Origin of the sequence: Pseudomonas oryziphila, assembly GCF_003940825.1 — a bacterium.
Taxonomy (GTDB): domain Bacteria; phylum Pseudomonadota; class Gammaproteobacteria; order Pseudomonadales; family Pseudomonadaceae; genus Aquipseudomonas; species Aquipseudomonas sichuanensis.
Map to the genome: position 1 here is coordinate 1,085,383 of NZ_CP034338.1, position 16,495 is coordinate 1,101,877.

Below are 16,495 nucleotides of genomic sequence, written 5' to 3' on the forward strand. Positions count from 1 at the left end.
GGGCATCCGGATAATGCCCGGCTTTTTTCGGCAAATCGAATCCGTAGTCCACTTATGTACTCAAGAATCCTGCTCTGCTTCTTCGCTGTATCGCTTTGCACCTCGGCGCTGGCCGATACCGTGTGGATGAAGAACGGCGATCGACTCACTGGCAAGATCACCGTCTTCGATGGCGGCAAGTTGCTGCTGGAGACCTCGTACGGTGGTTCAATCGCCCTGGACTGGAAACAGGTCAAGACCCTTGAGAGCGACCAGGAACTGCTGGTCAAGCAGGACGCCTACAGCGGCGAGAAGGCCAAGTCACTCAAGGCTGCCGAACCGGGCAAGGTGACCTTGGCCAACGGTGATGCGCCCAAGACCGTGGAACTGGCCAGCATCGAGCAGATCATGAAGCCTCGGCCGCTGGTCGAGGACTTTCTGTGGAAGGGCAATGTCGACGTGGCGCTGGACTACAAGCGCGCCGAGAACGACACCGACGACTACGACGTCAGCTTCAAGACCTCCGCGCGCCACGGTCGCTGGCGGCACAACGCCGAAGGCGAATACAACCGCGAGAGCAAGGACGATGTCACCACCGCCAACAACTGGAGCGCGGAATATGCGCTCGACCGTTTCATCACCGAGAAATGGTTCTGGCAGGGGCGCCTGGAGTACAAGCGCGACCAGATCGAAGAGCTGGCGCGCCAGCGCACTATCGGTACCGGCCCGGGCTACCAGTTCTGGGATGACGAGCTGGGGGCGTTCTCGTTGGGCTCGCTGATCAACCGCACCGATTACCAGTACCGTGACGGCGGCAAGGACAACTTCTACGCCGCGGCCGTGAAGTGGGACTACACCCGTTACCTGATCGGCAAGAAAGTGCAGTTCTTCACCAATGGCGAGGTGGGCAAGCCGTTTGGCGGCGTCGCCGACTACGCCCTGGATGCGGAAATGGGGCTGCGCTACAAGGTCACCGACTGGGCTTCGCTCAACCTCAAGGCGGAAAAGGACCTGATCAAGGGCACCGATGATCGCGATCTCGACAAGACTCGCTACACCGCTGGTTTCGGCGTGACCTGGTGAGGGCAGTTGCAAGTATCAAGCAAGCTTCAAGAAGAACTGCGTCATCGAAATTGATTCGGACCTTGCTTTTTCTTGTTGCTTGTAGCTTATGACTTGCAACTGATCATCATTTGCCGAGGACCTCGCTGTGAGTTCTAATGCCCTTCGCCCAGCCCGGGAACTGCTGCTCAAGGAGTACCGTGGCGTTCTCTCCACCCATTCCAAGTCGATGCCGGGCTTCCCGTTCGGCTCGGTGGTCCCCTACTGCCTGGACGCCGATGGGCACCCGGTCATTCTTATCAGCCGTATCGCCCAGCACACCCACAACTTGCAGAAGGACCCCAAGTGTTCACTGCTGGTGGGCGAACGTGAGGCTGAGGACGTGCAGGCAGTAGGGCGCCTGACGGTGATGGCCGAGGCGCACAAGCTCAGCGACGAGGCGGCCATCGAAGCTGCCGCCGCGCGCTACTACCGCTACTTCCCTGAGTCGGCGAACTACCACAAGGCCCACGATTTCGACTTCTGGGTACTGCTGCCGGTGCGCCACCGCTACATCGGTGGTTTCGGCGCGATCCACTGGCTCGACCAGGTCACCCTGGCCAACCCCTTTGCCGGCGCTGGCGAAGCGAGCATGATCGAACACATGAACAGCGACCATGCCAATGCGATCGCCCACTATGTCGCGCTGAGCGGCCTGCCGAGCACGACAGCGGCTGAAATGGTCGGCATCGACAGCGAAGGCATGCACCTGCGCATCGGCCAGGCGGTGTACTGGCTGGCCTTCCCAACAACTTGTAATACCCCGACACAAGTCCGTGAAGCCCTGGTGCTGCTGGCCCGTGCCGAACAGTGGCCGACGGTGGCGCGTGCAGAGGGTTGAAAAAACGCCTGCACGCATCCATCTGATGCTCCTACAGGAAGATGTTCTTCCGTCGAGGAATGAGTGATGCGTGCCTTTTTACTGCTGTTTCTCCTTTTCCCTGTGCTGGAGCTGTTCGTCTTCGTCAAGGTCAGCGCGGCCATCGGTTTCTTCCCGGCGCTGCTGTTGATCATTGCCGGCTCCGCACTGGGGGTATTGGTGATGCGCGTAGCTGGCCTCGCGACCGCCCTGCGTGCCCGTGAGAGCCTGCAGCGTGGCGAGTTGCCCGCCGAAGAAATGTTCCAGGGGCTGATGATGGCGGTGGGTGGTGGCCTGCTGCTGCTGCCGGGCTTCATCAGTGACGTGCTGGGCCTGCTGTGCCTGCTGCCGTTCACCCGCCGCCTGGTGGCTGGCAAGCTGCGCCGCCGTGCCGAAGAGCAGGCCCTGCGCCAGCGGGCGTTCCAGGACGACCCGTTCCAGGGCCAGCCCCGTGATCCCGGCCATCGCCCCAATGTGATCGAAGGCGAGTACGAGCGCCGCGACAAGTAATTGCAATACCTCTGTATGAGCGGCCTTGTGTCGCGAAAGGGCTGCGCAGCGGCCCCAGGATTTCGGCGTTGACGCAAAGATTGCTGGGGCCGCTACGCGGCCCTTTCGCGACACAAGGCCGCTCCTACAGGAACCTGCCGATTCAGGGGGCAGGGAGAGGCAGGTCCAATGAATCCCCTGATGAAAAAATTTCCGTATCAAGCCTTGTAATCGAATAAGGCGGCCTCATGTATGTGGTCACCGCAAGGTTTCTGGTGGTGACACCAGACATGACACAGGTGGTTCGCCCTTCGCGGGCCACCCCCGGCAACGCCGGACCGCATCAACCCGCCGGTGCTGACACCGGCCGATGAAAACCACTATTTGGGAGAGATCGACAATGAAGCTTCGTCCTCTGCATGACCGCGTCGTCATCCGTCGCAGCGAAGAAGAATCGAAAACCGCTGGCGGTATCGTCCTGCCGGGTTCGGCCGCTGAAAAACCGAACCGCGGCGAAGTCGTCGCCGTCGGCACCGGTCGCATCCTGGACAACGGCGAAGTTCGCGCGCTGGCCGTGAAAGTGGGTGACAAAGTGGTTTTCGGCCCTTACTCGGGCAGCAACACCGTGAAAGTCGATGGCGAAGACCTGCTGGTCATGGCCGAAAACGAAATCCTGGCCGTTGTCGAAGGCTGATTTCCCCGACTTCCCGTTACTCCAAAGAATTCCAAGGATTAAACGATCATGGCTGCTAAAGACGTAAAATTCGGCGATTCCGCCCGTAAGAAAATGCTGGTTGGTGTCAACGTTCTGGCTGACGCGGTAAAAGCGACCCTGGGCCCGAAAGGCCGCAACGTGGTCCTGGCCAAGAGCTTCGGCGCGCCGACCATCACCAAGGACGGCGTTTCCGTCGCCAAAGAAATCGAGCTGAAAGACGCCTTCGAAAACATGGGCGCCCAGCTGGTCAAGGAAGTTGCTTCCAAGGCCAACGACGCTGCCGGTGACGGCACCACCACCGCTACTGTCCTGGCTCAGGCCATCGTCAACGAAGGCCTGAAAGCCGTCGCTGCCGGCATGAACCCGATGGACCTCAAGCGCGGCATCGACAAGGCCACCGCCGCTGTTGTTGCTGAGCTGAAGAACCTGTCCAAGCCATGCGCCGATTCCAAGGCCATCGCCCAGGTCGGTACCATCTCCGCCAACTCCGACAACTCCATCGGTGAAATCATCGCCGAAGCCATGGAAAAAGTCGGCAAAGAAGGCGTGATCACCGTTGAAGAAGGCTCGGGCCTGGAAAACGAACTGTCCGTCGTAGAAGGCATGCAGTTCGACCGCGGCTACCTGTCGCCGTACTTCATCAACAAGCCGGACACCATGGTTGCCGAGCTGGAAGGCCCGCTGCTGCTGCTGGTCGACAAGAAGATCTCCAACATCCGCGAACTGCTGCCAGTACTGGAAGCCGTTGCCAAGTCCGGCCGTCCGCTGCTGATCGTTGCCGAAGACGTTGAAGGCGAAGCCCTGGCTACCCTGGTCGTCAACAACATGCGCGGCATCGTCAAGGTTGCTGCGGTCAAGGCACCAGGCTTCGGCGACCGCCGCAAGGCCATGCTGCAGGACATCGCCGTCCTGACCGGCGGCCAGGTCATCTCCGAAGAAATCGGCCTGTCCCTGGAAACCGCCACCCTGGAGCACCTGGGTAACGCCAAGCGCGTCATCCTGTCCAAGGAAAACACCACCATCATCGATGGTGCTGGCGCTGACACTGAGATCGAAGCCCGCGTCAAACAGATCCGTGCCCAGATCGAAGAAACCTCTTCGGACTACGACCGTGAGAAGCTGCAAGAGCGTCTGGCCAAACTGGCTGGCGGTGTTGCCGTGATCAAGGTCGGTGCAGGCACCGAAGTTGAAATGAAAGAGAAGAAAGCCCGCGTTGAAGACGCCCTGCACGCAACCCGCGCAGCCGTCGAAGAAGGCGTGGTGCCTGGCGGTGGTGTTGCCCTGGTGCGTGCCCTGTCGGCCATTGCTGACCTCAAAGGCGACAACGAAGACCAGAACGTCGGTATCGCCCTGCTGCGTCGCGCTGTCGAAGCCCCGCTGCGTCAGATCACTGCCAACGCCGGCGACGAGCCAAGCGTTGTCGCTGACAAGGTCAAGCAAGGTTCGGGCAACTACGGCTACAACGCCGCTACCGGCGAATACGGCGACATGATCGAGATGGGCATCCTGGACCCAGCCAAGGTTACCCGTTCGGCCCTGCAAGCTGCTGCTTCGATTGGCGGTCTGATGATCACCACCGAAGCCATGGTTGCCGACCTGCCGGAAGACAAGCCAGCTGCTGGCATGCCTGACATGGGCGGCATGGGTGGCATGGGCGGCATGATGTAAGCCAGCCTTACCCCCAGCTGTAATGAAAAGCCCCGCCTAGTGCGGGGCTTTTTGTTGCCGGTGGTGGCCTTATCGCGGGGCAAACCACCCACAAGAGGCCCCTGTGGCTGGGGCAGCGAGGTCGAGGTGGGAGCAACGGTCTTTGTAGGAGCGGCCTTGGGTCGCGAAAGGGCCGCAACGCGGCCCCAGGATTTCACCGTGAAAGCAGAAATCGCCGGGGCTGCTCTGCAGCCCTTTCGCGACCCAAGGCCGCTCCTACAGTGGACGTGCAAGTCCACAATGGCCGCGATGGGCCATCAAGCAACGCTGCGCTCGGCCACCGGTGCCGTCGCCATCCCCCGGCGATACAGCACCAGGTAGTAACAGCCCAACCCGATCAGCCAGCAGAACACCGCTGTCCAGATGTTGTGCGAGAGAAAGTGCGCACCCTGCATCATCCTGCCCACCGACAGCACCGACCCGGCCACGAACGCCAGCCCCAGCGCCGCCTTGGCCAGGCGCGGCCGGCGATCGCGCAGCACGAAGAACAGCGCGAACAGGCAGAACCCGGTCGCCGCATGGCCGCCCGGCCAGCACAGGCCAGCCTTGTCGGTAGCCGGGCGTGGCTCGAGCAGCTTGCTGTAGGTTTCGCTGCCGCCGAACTGGCTCAGGCTCCACGGGCACTGTACCTGGGTCAGTTGCTTGAGCGGGGTGACGAAGGCCGTGGACAGGCCCAGTGCCAGCACCAGGCAGCCCAGTTCACGACGCCAGCCGAACAGGCGTTGCCAGAAGAAGCTGGCGATGAACGCTGCGACCGCCACCAGGCTCAAGGCGATCACCACCTGCTTGACCCGGTCGTGCAGGATGGTCTCCAGCACGTAGCTGTGGCGCCCGATGAACTCCCCGGCAGCCCGGTCGAAGAACAGGTTGGCCAGGTCCATGTCTACCGATGTCCATTCCAGCAGGATCAACGCAACGATGGTAACGAAAGGGATGCCCAGGTAGAGCCACGGATTGATCGGGCGTGGGCGAATGGTTTCCTGCATGACAGCTCCAGGGGTGGAAAAAGACCGGGCATTGTCGGGTGCCCGCTATCCTGTGTCCGTGAAGGTTCGGTGAAAAAACTGTAAAGCTTGGTGAATTTTCCCGAGGGCTGGCACAGCGCGGGCGATGGCCTTAAGCTGCCGTCGAGCGAAGCGCGGTACAGGAGACCCCGATGCGTATTCTTTTGGTTGAAGACAACCGCGACATTCTTGCCAACCTGGCCGACTACCTGGGCATGAAAGGCTACACGGTGGACTGCGCCCAGGATGGCCTGTCGGGCCTGCACCTGGCCGCTACCGAGCATTACGATCTGATCGTGCTCGACATCATGCTCCCCGGCATCGACGGCTACACGCTGTGCAAGCGCCTGCGCGAGGATGCCCGCCGCGATACCCCGGTGATCATGCTGACCGCCCGCGACCAGCTGGATGATCGTCTGCAAGGCTTCCGCTCCGGTGCCGATGATTACCTGCTCAAGCCATTCGCCTTGTCCGAACTGGCCGCGCGCATCGAAGCGGTGCTGCGCCGGGCCCAGGGCGGCGGTCGCCGTACCTTGCAGGTGGCCGACCTGAGCTATGACCTCGACACGCTCGAAGTGACCCGCCAGGGCCGCCTGCTCAAGCTCAACCCGGTGGGCCTCAAGCTGCTCGCCGTGCTGATGCAGAAGAGCCCCCACGTGCTGCGCCGCGAAGTGCTGGAGGAGGCCCTGTGGGGCGATGATTGCCCCGACAGCGACAGCCTGCGCAGCCACGTCCATCAGCTGCGCCAGGTGATCGACAAACCGTTCGACAAACCCCTGCTGCATACCGTCCATGGCGTCGGCTATCGCCTCGCCGAGGGCCGCGATGGAGTTTAAGCAGAGCCTTGCCCAGCGCATCATCATCGCCTTTGCGTTGATGAGCGCGTTGGTGGCCGGGGCCTTTGCCTTTGGCATTGTCGCCACCGTGCATCTGGTCGAGGAGCGCTTGATTTCCTCGGTGCTCGGCGGCGACCTGCAGCGTCTGTTGCGCATGGACAGCGTCAGCGACTGGAGCCACCGGCCGCGCCCGGACCAACTGTTCTACTTCAGCGGCGGGCGTGATGATTTCGAGCTGCCCAAGGACTTGCGGCATCTGGAACCAGGCTTCCATGAGGTGTTCCGCGACCAGTTGTCGTATCACGCGATGGTCGAGATCGTCGATGGCCGGCGCTATGTGCTGCTGCAGGACCAGAGCGATTTCGAGGAGCGTGAGCGGGTGCTGTTCGCCGTGGTGGTGGTGGGCTTCGTGCTCAGCCTGGCACTGGCGGTGATCCTCGGTTGGGTGTTGGCGCGACGAGTGATGGCGCCGGTGATCCGCCTGGCTCGCCAGGTGCGTCATCGCGACCAGTTGCTCGGCCTGGCGCCACCGCTGGCGCCGGATTACGCGGCGGACGAGGTAGGGCAGCTGGCGGTGGCCTTCGACGATACCCTGGGCCGGTTGCGTGATGCGCTGACCCGTGAACGGCTGTTTACCAGCGACGTCAGCCATGAGCTACGTACACCGTTGATGGTGCTGGCCACTTCGTGCGAGCTGCTGATTGAAAACCCTAACCTGGACAGCCGTGCGCGCAGCCAGGTCGAGCGCATCGCACGGGCCACCGAGGAGATGCGTGAGCTGGTCAAGACGTTCCTCATGCTGGCTCGCGCGCAACGTGATGAAGGCGCAATCGCCGCCCAGGCGACCTTGCGTGAAGTGGGTGATGATCTGACCGCCGTATGGCGTGACACCATCGAACAGAAGGGCCTGGCGCTTTACTACGATGGCCGGGTGAGCGCCGGCCCTACGCTGTACAACGCCACCTTCCTGCAATCGGTGATGGGCAACCTGTTGCGCAACGCCGCCCACTACACCGATGGTGGCTATATCCGCCTGAGCCTGGAGCCCAACGGGTTCAGTGTCGAGGATAGCGGGGTGGGTATCCCGGAGGAGCAGCGCGAAGCGATGTTCCGCCCGTTCGTGCGCGGTGACGAGCGCCGTGGCGAGGGGCTGGGCCTGGGGCTGTCGTTGGTGCAGCGGATCTGCGATGACCAGGGCTGGCGCGTCACCCTGAGCACCACGCAGCCCCACGGATGCCGTTTCCAGGTAGACCTGAGCCAGGGTAACAAGATGGTCGGTGAGGATCAGGACGGGCAGTAAGGTTCTGGATCCAAGTTAACGTCTTGTAACACCTGTTCTGTTTGATCACGGTTTTTTCACATCTGCATAACCTGATTCCTACGCGCACTTACCTAACGTGAGCGCATTGGAGTCAGGAGATGCTCGATGCGTAGCCCCATCAAACTCGAATTTTCCGAAAAGTACGATCGGGATCATGCCCGCGACTACTTCCTCAAACACCAGGATGGCTTGGCCAGGCGGCTGTCGCACAAGCGTGACGAGCAGATGGCCCGGCATGCCCTGGCCTTGGCCGGCGAGCCGGGCCTGGTCCTTGACCTGCCCTGCGGTGCCGGGCGCTTCTGGCCGCTGCTGGCGGAAAAGCCCAACCGTGTGATCATCGGCGCCGACAATTCCGCAGCGATGATAGAGACAGCCTGTGCCGCACAACCGCCAGAGGTGGTGGCACGGGTACGCCCTTTGCAAACTTCGGCCTTTGCCATTGACCTACCTGACAACGCGGTGGATAGCATCTTTTGCATGCGCCTGTTCCACCACATCGGTGACCCGGCCCACCGCAAGACGATTCTTTCAGAATTTCAAAGGGTTAGCCGCGACAGTGTGATTCTGTCACTGTGGGTGGATGGCAACTTCAAGGCATGGCGGCGCAAGAAACTTGAAGCACGGCGCAGTGTCAGAGCCCAGCAGGACAGCTACCAGAACCGCTTTGTGTTACCGGCGGCTACAGTTGAAGAAGAATTTACGGCTGCAGGTTTCAGAATTCAGGAACGGCTCGACTTCTTGCCGTTCTACGCGATGTGGCGCGTATACGTTTTACGTAAGGGGTAGTGATTGATGGCGGCAGTGCAGAAAGCGTCAGGGCAGTTCGACTTCTACTGGCAGCAGCAGGGTGAATGGGTCGAGGAACCCAATCAGCGGCGTGGCGGCGAAAGCGGCGTGCAACGCCTGTGCGATGCCAGCGGCCAACTGCTGTATGCCAAACGCCAGGTTGGCCACATCTACCGCAGCCTGCTGCATCCGTTCGGTCGGCCCACGGTCTTGCGCGAACTCGATGCCTTGAACAGTTTCGAGCAGTTGGGTGTGCGTGTACCGCGTATCGTGTTTGCCGGTGCTGAGCGCGATGCCGATCACCAGTGGCGTGCGCTGTTGGTAAGCGAAGCGTTGGACGGTTTTGTCGACCTGGATACCTGGTACAGCGAAGGCGCTCGTGAACGTTATCCCCAGGCAGTCCATGAGCGGATGTTCAAGGACCTTGCCGACAACCTGGCGCGGATGCATCTGGGGCACTGGCAGCATGGCTGTCTCTACGGCAAGCATGTGTTCGTCAAGGTGATCGGGACCGGTGAGCAGGCCCGGGCTGAAGTGGCTTTGCTCGATCTGGAGAAGTGCCGGCGGCGAATCAGCTGCCAACGTGCGGCGTACAACGATTTGCGTCAGCTGCGGCGCCATTCGTCGATCACTGACGCGGAATGGCAGACCTTGCTCTATTTTTACCAGATGGCGTTTGGCAGCGCGGTCAAAGGGTTAGAGCAATGAAACTAGAAATCGCTCGAGCTTTGTTTCTTGTTGGGGCATTGGCGGTGACCACGGTGGCTGCGGCTGCCTGGGAGCAGCCGGGGCTGACGGTGTTCAGCAAAGCCGAGGTGGGTGGTTTGTGCCCGCTGCCGCGGGAGGCGAAGGTCGAGCAGGTGTCCGTTAAACCGGATCATGATTTTCTGCTGTTTCTGTTTGGGATGAGGCAGGGGCTGCGGCCGTTTGGTTGATAGGTTGTTTGGTTGTTTGATTTAGGCGCCAGAAGTTTATGTGGACTTCTGGCGTTTTGGTGTTAGGTGTTAGGTGTTTGTGTTTGTGTTGAAAGTTGTATGCGCATTCATTTTTGATGTCGACGCGTAGTCACCTTTCCGCCCTTACGGCGGGTTACTTTTTTTCTTGGAAAAAAGTAACCAAAAACCGCTCGCTCCATTCATACGGCCCTCCGCTGCGCTCCGGGTCCCTTCGCTCCGGCGTCCTCCGGGCCCGCGCGGCCTCCGACTTGCTGCGCAAGTCTACATCTCGCGCCTTCGGCTAACGCCGAAGGGTGCTGCGCACCAGGGCCCTCCAGACGCCTACGCTCAGCCTCCTGAAGTCGCGAAGTTAGGGGCGGCGCCTGGGCTGGCGTTAGCTGTCGCTAGTTGGATTGGTTGGGAACTCAGGATTGCAATCGCTCGCAAGCCAACTCCCACAAGTTAGAACGAAACTTTCAGGCTTGCGCAGTACCTGTAGGAGCGGCCTTGTGTCGCGAAAGGGCCGCAAAGCGGCCCCAGCGTTACAACATAGATTGCCGGGGCCGCTGCGCAGCCCTTTCGCGACACAAGGCCGCTCCTACAGTGAACGTGCAAGCTCATTGAATTCGAACAAACAACATATAAACAACAGCCAAATATATATAGCCGTATTACTGCTCTTGATCTGCTCTTGATCTGCTCTTGATCTGCTCTTGATCTGCTCTTGATCTGCTCTTGATCTGCTCTTGATCTGCTCTTGATCTGCTCTTGATCTGCTCTTGATCTGTTTTTGCTTTTGCTTCTAAGCGCGCGATAGTCCAGGCAACACAAATTGCGACTTCAGGAGGCCGAGTGGAGGTGACTGGAGGGCCCTGGTGCGCAGCACCCTTCGGCGTAAGCCGAAGGCGCGAGATGTAGACTTGCGCAGCAAGTCGGAGGCCGCGCGGGCCCGGAAGGCACCGGAGCGAGGGGACCCCGAAGCGCAGCGCAGGGGCCGTATGATGGGAGCAGGCGGTTTTGCCTACTTTTTCCAAGAAAAAAGTAGGCCGCCGTAAGGGCGGAAAGGTGACTAAAAGTCGACATCGCCGCTGAATGCGCATGCATCTGTCAAAACAAATACTTTGACACCCGAACCCGAACCCAAAAACAAAAACTCACCCAGCCAACCCCCGCCCCTTATGCGCCAACACCGTATAAATGCAAGGCAACACAAACAACGTAAACAACGTCCCAATCGACATCCCCGTAGCAATCACCAGCCCGATATCAAACCGGCTGACCGCCCCAGCCCCGGTCGCCAGAATCAACGGCACCATGCCAAACACCATGGCCGCCGTGGTCATCAGCACCGGCCGCAGGCGAATCGCCGCCGCCTCCTCGATCGCCTCACGCACCCCCAGGCCCTTTTCCTCCCGCAACTGATTGGCAAACTCGACGATCAGGATGCCGTGCTTGGTAATCAGCCCGATCAAGGTCACCAGTCCCACCTGGGTGTAGATGTTCATGCTCGACACCCCAAGGAACAGCGGCAACAACGCCCCACAGATCGACAACGGCACCGTCACCAAAATCACCAACGGATCACGGAAACTCTCGAACTGCGCCGCCAGCACCAGGAAGATGATCGCCAGGGCCAGGCCAAAGGTCATCCACAGCGCGCTGCCTTCCTGCACGAACTGCCGCGCCGTACCGGCATAGTCGACCGAGAAGCCTTCAGGCGCTTCCTCGCGGGCGATGGCCCGCACGGTGTCCAGCGCCTCGCCCATGCTCACCATAGGCACCCCCTGGATGATCGCCGAATTGAGCTGCTGGAACTGGTTGAGCTGGCGCGGCCGGGCGCGGTCGCTGAGGGTGATCAGGGTCGACAGCGGCAACAATTGGCCATGGTCGTTCTTCACGTAGTAATTGTTCAGCCAGCCCGGGTTGGCGCGGTAGGGCCGTTCTACCTGGGCGATCACCTTGTAGCTGCGGCCTTCGAGGGTGAAGCGATTGATCTCTGCTTCGCCGAGCAAGGTGGCAAGCGTGCCGCCCAGGGCGTCCATCGACACGCCCATCTGTGCTGCCTTGGCGCGGTCGATGTCGATCAGCACTTCAGGCTTGTCGAAGGCCAGGTCGATATCGAGGAACGCGAACTTGCCCGAGGCCTCGGCGCGGGCCTTGATGCGCTGCGCCACATCGAGCAGGGCAGGGTAGTCACCGGCGGTGTTGATCACGAACTGGAACGGCAACCCTTCACCGGTGCCGGGCAGCGAGGGCAGGTTGAAGCCGAAGATCTGCAGGCCGCCGATCTGTGAAAGCTCGGCCTGCACCAGCGGCAGCAACGCCATCTGCGTGCGTTCGCGTTCGCTCCACGGCTTGAGCAAAAAGCCGCCAATACCGGTTTGCACGCCATTGAAACCGTTGATCTGGAACGACGAGTAATACTCGGGGAAGGTCCTGAACAACGGCGTGAACTTGTCGGTGTAGGCATTGAGGTAGTCGAGGTTGGCGGTCTGCGGCGAGCTGCTCATCATGAAGATCACCCCCTGGTCCTCGTCCGGCGCCAGTTCGTTGCGGGTGAACATCAGCAGCACCGGGATCAGGCACAGGATCAGCACGGCGAACACCAGCACCACCGGGCGGCTGTCGAGGGTGCCATGCAGCAGGTGCTGGTAACGCAGCTTGAGGCTCTCGAAGATCAGGTCCAGGCGATGGGCCAGGCCAGTGGGATTCTGCTCGTGGCGCAACAGCAGGGCGCACATCATCGGCGACAGGGTCAGGGCGACGATCCCGGAAATGATCACCGCATCCGCCAGCGTAAGGGCGAACTCCTTGAACAAGGCACCGGTCAAGCCAGTGAGAAAACCGATCGGTGCGTACACGGCCGCCAGGGTGATGGTCATCGACACCACCGGCAAGGCGATCTCCCGCGCGCCTTCCAGTGCCGCCTCGAACGGGGTCTTGCCTTCTTCGATATGGCGGTGGATGTTCTCCACCACCACGATGGCGTCGTCCACCACCAGGCCGATGGCCAGGACCATGGCCAGCAGTGTCAGCAGGTTCAGCGAGTAGCCCATCATCTGCATGAAGAACAGCACGCCGATCATCGACAGCGGGATGGTCACCACCGGGATCACCACCGAGCGCAGGGCGCCGAGGAACAGGAACACCACGACAATGACGATCAGCACCGCCTCGCCCAGGGTCTTGATCACTTCATTGATCGAGGCCTGGATGAACAGCGTGGCGTCGTAGGCGATCGACACCTTGAGGCTCGACGGCAGTTCTTCCTCCAGCTGCGGCATCAGCTTGCGCACTTCCTTGATCACGTCCAGCGGGTTGGCCGCCGGGGTGGCCTTGATGCCGATGTACACCGACGGCGTGCCGTCGAACGAACTGACCGTGTCGTAGTTCTCGGCGCCCATCTCGATGCGCGCCACATCGCCCAGCAGTACCCGGCTGTCGCCGGCGGTCTTGACCGGCAGGGCGGCGAAGGCCTCGGCAGTCTTGAGTTCGGTGCTGGCGTTGATGCTGGTCACCACGTACTCGCCCTTCACCTCACCGGCGGCGGCGAGGAAGTTGTAACGGCGCACCGCACTGGTCACGTCCACCGCCGACAGGCCGAAGCCGGCCAGCTTCACCGGGTCGATCCAGATGCGCATGGCGAACACCTGGTTGCCGAGGATCTGCGCTTCGGCCATGCCAGGCAGGGTGGCCAGCTTGGGCTGGATCACCCGCGACAGGTAGTCGGTGATCTGCGGGTTGCTCATCTGGGTGCTGTAGAAGCTGATGTACATCAGCGCCGAGGCGTCGGCGGCTTCCTTGCTCAGCACCGGGTCTTCCGAGTCCTGCGGCAGCTTGTTGCGCACCTCGTTGGCCTTGGCCAGCAGCTGGGTGAACAGGCGGTCGGTGTCGGCACCGATGCGTGCGTAGACCGAGATCACCGAGAAGTTCTGCCGGCTCACCGAGGTCATGTAGTCGATGCCGTCGGCGCTGGCCAGGCTCTGTTGCAGCGGTTGGGTGATGTAGCCCTGGATGGTCTCGGCGTTGGCCCCGGGGTAGGCGGTGGTCACCGTGATCAGGGCGTTTTCCATGGCTGGGTACTGGCGGATCTGCAGCTTGTTCCAGGCTTGCAGGCCCAGCAGCAGGATCAGCAGGCTGACCACGCTGGCCAATACCGGGCGACGGATGAACGGGTCGGTGAATGCCATGGCCGCCTCCCGTTCAGTTCGCGCCGGGCGCGGCAGGTTTCAGGGCCTGGTCGTCGCTGATACGGATGGCTGCGCCGGGGCTCAGCTTGAGCTGGCCGGCGGTCACCACCTGGTCGCCGGCCTGCAGGCCCTTGCTCACCACCACCCAGCCATCGCGCCGTTCGCCGGTCTGCACGGTGCGCTGTTCGGCAATCAACTGCGGTTGGCCGTCGGCACCGGGCACTGGCTGGCCCTCTTCGGTCTTCTTCGGGCTGATTACATAGACCGAGTTGCCATACAGCGTGAAGGTGATGGCGTTTTCCGGCACCACCACTTGCGGCTGCGGGTTGGGCAGCAGCAGTTGCAGGCTGGCGAACATACCCGGCAGCAGCTTGCCGTCGGGGTTGGCCAGCGTGGCGCGGGCCAGCAGGTTGCGTGTGCTTTCCTCGACCTTTGGGTTGATCGCACTGAGGCTGGCGGGGAAGGTCTGGCCCGGGTAGGCCGCCACCTGCACCAGCACCTGTTGGCCCAGGCTCAGGTGCGGCAGCGCCTGCTCGGGCACGTTGAAGTCGACGTAGAGGCTGGACAGGTCCTGCAGGGTGGCGATCACCGTGCCACTGGCGAGGTAGGCGCCGACATCCACCTGGCGAATGCCGATGGTGCCGCTGAACGGCGCGCTGATGCTTTTTTTCGCCAGCGACGCCTTGAGTTGATCGACCACCGCCTGGTTGCGTCGGTACTGGGTGGTCAGGCGGTCGTATTCACCGCGGGAAATGGCCGAGTCGCCGACCAGCTGGCTGCCGCGGCCGAAGTCGACCTTGGCCAGGTTGAGGTCGGCCTGGGCGGTGCCGAGCAGCGCGGTTTCCTGGTCGTGGTCCAGTTGCAGCAGCAGTTGCCCGGCCTTGACCTGCTGGCCCGACTCGAAGTGCAGCGACTTGACCGTGCCGGCCACCTCCAGGCTCAGCTCCACGCCCTGGTAGGCCTTGAGGCTGCCGACCGCCGGCAGGCGCTGCTGCCACTGGCGCAGTTCGGCCTGGGCCGCGGCAACGCTGACCGGCGGCTTGGGTTGGCTGAACATCTGCACCTGTTTATAGATGGAGAAGGCCTTGATGCCCCCCAGGATCAGCACGATCAGCAAGACAACGGCCAACATGATCAGCATGCGGCGGCGCAACATGGTCCGGTTCCCTGGATGCGAGGTTGTTATGGATTACGCGCGACCACGGGCGATCCTGCCCACGTGCGATGGGGCAAGTATTGTCGAGAATTGAGAAAAGAGGAGGTTGTCGCGCTGCCTGGCAGTGCCTCATCGCCGGCAAGCCGGCTCCCACAGGGACAGCGCATAGCTTCTTGTGGGAGCCGGCTTTTGTCGAGAATTGGGAAAAGGGGAGGTTGCCGTGTTGCCTGGCAGTGCCTCATCGCCGGCAAGCCGGCTCCCACAGGAGCAGCGCATGGCTTCTTGTGGGAGCCGGCTTGCCGGCGATAGGGCCGAACAATCAGGCCAGGTGCAGGTGATTGTCCCAGAACCCGGACGGCAGGTTCATCGGTTGCCCGATCAGCTCTGCCTTGCGGCAGTCGTAGAAGCGGCAACGCCCCTGCCCGGAGGTCACGACGAAACCATCCTGCACCGCACCCACCCCGGCGCAATCGGGCATCGGCGCATCGAGCTTCACCGCGCCGCTGTCCAGGTCCCAGATGAACAAGCGGTTTGCCCGTGGCGCGGTCAGCGCCACCAGGCGCAGGTCGCTGTGGATGGCGACACTGGCGGTGTACTGGGCCATCGACTGCAGCTGCCGCTCGGGCACCGGGAAGGCCTTGAACGGCTCGCCGGGGCGTTTGATCGCCAGCAGCTCGGCAGTCTCCTCCGAGCTGCCCATGAACTGCTGGCAGGCGGCGATGGTGCCGTCGTCGCCCACCGCCAGGTGGCGCACGCTGTTCATCTGCTGGGCCAGGGTTTCCTTGCTCAGCAGAGTGCCGTCGCGCTGCATCAGCACCAGGCTCGGCTGCATGGCGTCGAGGTTCATCTCTACTCGGCTTTCGGCCTCGGTGCGGATGCCGCCGTTGGCCACCACCAGCGTCTCGCCGTCGGGCAGCCAGGCCACTTCGTGGGGGCCGATGCCGTGGGTCGAGAGCTCGCCGGTGTGCACCAGGCGCTCACCTTCGAAGCGGTACACACCCAGCACGCCACGGCCAGGGTCGGTGGTGTCGTTCTCGGTGGTGTACAGCCATTCGCCGCCCTTGTGAATCACCGCATGGCCGTAGAAGTGGCGGTGCGGCTGCGAGGTGACGGTTTGCAGCAGGCGCCCGTCGCGCAGGTCGATCAGGTAGCTTTCGGTGCCGGGCCGGCGGGCAACGAACAGGGCGATGGGCAGTTCGGGGTGGTTGATGATCGCGTGGCAACGCTGGGCCACCTGGGTGCTGAACACCTGGGTGCCGTCCAGGCGGAAGCCGACGGCGTAGTGCTTGCCGTCGCCATCGTCGCGCGCCGAGAGCAGCAAGGGCTCGCTGCCTTTGTTGCGCAGCAGGCTCCAGCCGCCCAGGGTCAGGGCGCTGAGCAGTACGCTACCGAGTTTGATCGCCTGGCGTCGCAGCAT

14 protein-coding genes are annotated in these 16,495 nt (G+C 62.0%); 10 read left to right on the top strand and 4 right to left on the bottom strand.

Features of this window, described 5'->3' with window-relative positions:
* Positions 1-54 precede the first annotated feature (54 nt).
* The 5 genes from EJA05_RS05175 to groL all read left to right on the top strand — a co-directional run bounded on the left by EJA05_RS05175 (position 55) and on the right by groL (position 4,811).
* Positions 55-1,062 (top strand): DUF481 domain-containing protein, encoded by a 1,008-nt coding sequence (locus EJA05_RS05175; protein ID WP_125857547.1) that lies wholly within the window; start codon positions 55-57, stop codon positions 1,060-1,062.
* Between the two features lie 127 nt (positions 1,063-1,189).
* On the top strand, positions 1,190-1,921 hold the full coding sequence (locus EJA05_RS05180) for a HugZ family pyridoxamine 5'-phosphate oxidase (RefSeq protein WP_125857548.1): 732 nt from the start codon (positions 1,190-1,192) through the stop codon (positions 1,919-1,921).
* 66 nt (positions 1,922-1,987) lie between these two features.
* The gene (locus tag EJA05_RS05185) at positions 1,988-2,449 is read left to right on the top strand and encodes an FxsA family protein (RefSeq protein WP_125857549.1); all 462 of its coding nucleotides are present in this window, start codon (positions 1,988-1,990) and stop codon (positions 2,447-2,449) included.
* Positions 2,450-2,828: 379 nt separating this feature from the next.
* Positions 2,829-3,122: a co-chaperone GroES gene (locus EJA05_RS05190; RefSeq protein WP_016488938.1), complete on the top strand. Its 294-nt coding sequence runs from the start codon at positions 2,829-2,831 to the stop codon at positions 3,120-3,122.
* A gap of 48 nt (positions 3,123-3,170) precedes the next feature.
* Positions 3,171-4,811 carry a chaperonin GroEL gene (groL, locus tag EJA05_RS05195; RefSeq protein WP_125462739.1) on the top strand — a complete coding sequence of 547 codons (1,641 nt, stop codon included), beginning with the start codon at positions 3,171-3,173 and terminating at the stop codon, positions 4,809-4,811.
* A 296-nt stretch (positions 4,812-5,107) separates the two neighbouring features.
* Here groL and EJA05_RS05200 read toward each other — a convergent pair whose 3' ends face one another.
* Positions 5,108-5,836 carry a phosphatase PAP2 family protein gene (locus tag EJA05_RS05200; RefSeq protein ID WP_125462740.1) on the bottom strand — a complete coding sequence of 243 codons (729 nt, stop codon included), beginning with the start codon at positions 5,834-5,836 and terminating at the stop codon, positions 5,108-5,110.
* Positions 5,837-6,006: 170 nt separating this feature from the next.
* Between EJA05_RS05200 and colR the strand changes: the two genes are divergently transcribed.
* The 5 genes from colR (at position 6,007) to EJA05_RS05225 (ending at position 9,732) form a co-directional block, all read left to right on the top strand.
* Positions 6,007-6,690: a two-component system response regulator ColR gene (gene colR, locus EJA05_RS05205; protein ID WP_028689695.1), complete on the top strand. Its 684-nt coding sequence runs from the start codon at positions 6,007-6,009 to the stop codon at positions 6,688-6,690.
* Complete coding sequence (locus EJA05_RS05210) at positions 6,680-7,990, top strand: sensor histidine kinase (protein WP_125857550.1); 1,311 nt, start codon at positions 6,680-6,682, stop codon at positions 7,988-7,990. Before colR ends, EJA05_RS05210 begins: the two co-directional genes overlap by 11 nt.
* A gap of 126 nt (positions 7,991-8,116) precedes the next feature.
* Positions 8,117-8,797 carry a class I SAM-dependent methyltransferase gene (locus EJA05_RS05215; protein ID WP_125462742.1) on the top strand — a complete coding sequence of 227 codons (681 nt, stop codon included), beginning with the start codon at positions 8,117-8,119 and terminating at the stop codon, positions 8,795-8,797.
* 6 nt (positions 8,798-8,803) lie between these two features.
* A complete protein-coding gene (locus EJA05_RS05220; RefSeq protein ID WP_125462743.1) occupies positions 8,804-9,505 on the top strand; it encodes a lipopolysaccharide kinase InaA family protein in 702 nt (233 codons plus the stop codon).
* Positions 9,502-9,732, top strand: a complete 231-nt coding sequence (locus EJA05_RS05225; RefSeq protein ID WP_125462744.1) for a hypothetical protein — start codon at positions 9,502-9,504, stop codon at positions 9,730-9,732. Before EJA05_RS05220 ends, EJA05_RS05225 begins: the two co-directional genes overlap by 4 nt.
* A 1,154-nt stretch (positions 9,733-10,886) precedes the next feature.
* Here the strand turns inward: EJA05_RS05225 and EJA05_RS05230 are convergent.
* The 3 genes from EJA05_RS05230 to EJA05_RS05240 form a co-directional block, all read right to left on the bottom strand.
* Positions 10,887-13,922, bottom strand: a complete 3,036-nt coding sequence (locus EJA05_RS05230; protein WP_125857551.1) for a multidrug efflux RND transporter permease subunit — start codon at positions 13,920-13,922, stop codon at positions 10,887-10,889.
* A gap of 13 nt (positions 13,923-13,935) precedes the next feature.
* Complete coding sequence (locus EJA05_RS05235) at positions 13,936-15,078, bottom strand: efflux RND transporter periplasmic adaptor subunit (RefSeq protein WP_125857552.1); 1,143 nt, start codon at positions 15,076-15,078, stop codon at positions 13,936-13,938.
* Between the two features lie 319 nt (positions 15,079-15,397).
* Positions 15,398-16,495, bottom strand: coding sequence for a DUF1513 domain-containing protein (locus EJA05_RS05240; RefSeq protein WP_125857553.1), 1,098 nt, complete (start codon positions 16,493-16,495; stop codon positions 15,398-15,400).

Coding starts and splice junctions, on each gene's coding strand:
- colR (WP_028689695.1), top strand. CDS start 6,007: ATGCGTATTCTTTTGGTTGAAGACAACCGCGACATTCTTGCCAACCTG.
- EJA05_RS05185 (WP_125857549.1), top strand. CDS start 1,988: ATGCGTGCCTTTTTACTGCTGTTTCTCCTTTTCCCTGTGCTGGAGCTG.
- EJA05_RS05220 (WP_125462743.1), top strand. CDS start 8,804: ATGGCGGCAGTGCAGAAAGCGTCAGGGCAGTTCGACTTCTACTGGCAG.
- EJA05_RS05240 (WP_125857553.1), bottom strand. CDS start 16,495: ATGCTGCGACGCCAGGCGATCAAACTCGGTAGCGTACTGCTCAGCGCC.
- EJA05_RS05215 (WP_125462742.1), top strand. CDS start 8,117: ATGCGTAGCCCCATCAAACTCGAATTTTCCGAAAAGTACGATCGGGAT.
- EJA05_RS05225 (WP_125462744.1), top strand. CDS start 9,502: ATGAAACTAGAAATCGCTCGAGCTTTGTTTCTTGTTGGGGCATTGGCG.
- groL (WP_125462739.1), top strand. CDS start 3,171: ATGGCTGCTAAAGACGTAAAATTCGGCGATTCCGCCCGTAAGAAAATG.
- EJA05_RS05200 (WP_125462740.1), bottom strand. CDS start 5,836: ATGCAGGAAACCATTCGCCCACGCCCGATCAATCCGTGGCTCTACCTG.
- EJA05_RS05190 (WP_016488938.1), top strand. CDS start 2,829: ATGAAGCTTCGTCCTCTGCATGACCGCGTCGTCATCCGTCGCAGCGAA.
- EJA05_RS05230 (WP_125857551.1), bottom strand. CDS start 13,922: ATGGCATTCACCGACCCGTTCATCCGTCGCCCGGTATTGGCCAGCGTG.
- EJA05_RS05235 (WP_125857552.1), bottom strand. CDS start 15,078: ATGTTGCGCCGCCGCATGCTGATCATGTTGGCCGTTGTCTTGCTGATC.
- EJA05_RS05175 (WP_125857547.1), top strand. CDS start 55: ATGTACTCAAGAATCCTGCTCTGCTTCTTCGCTGTATCGCTTTGCACC.
- EJA05_RS05210 (WP_125857550.1), top strand. CDS start 6,680: ATGGAGTTTAAGCAGAGCCTTGCCCAGCGCATCATCATCGCCTTTGCG.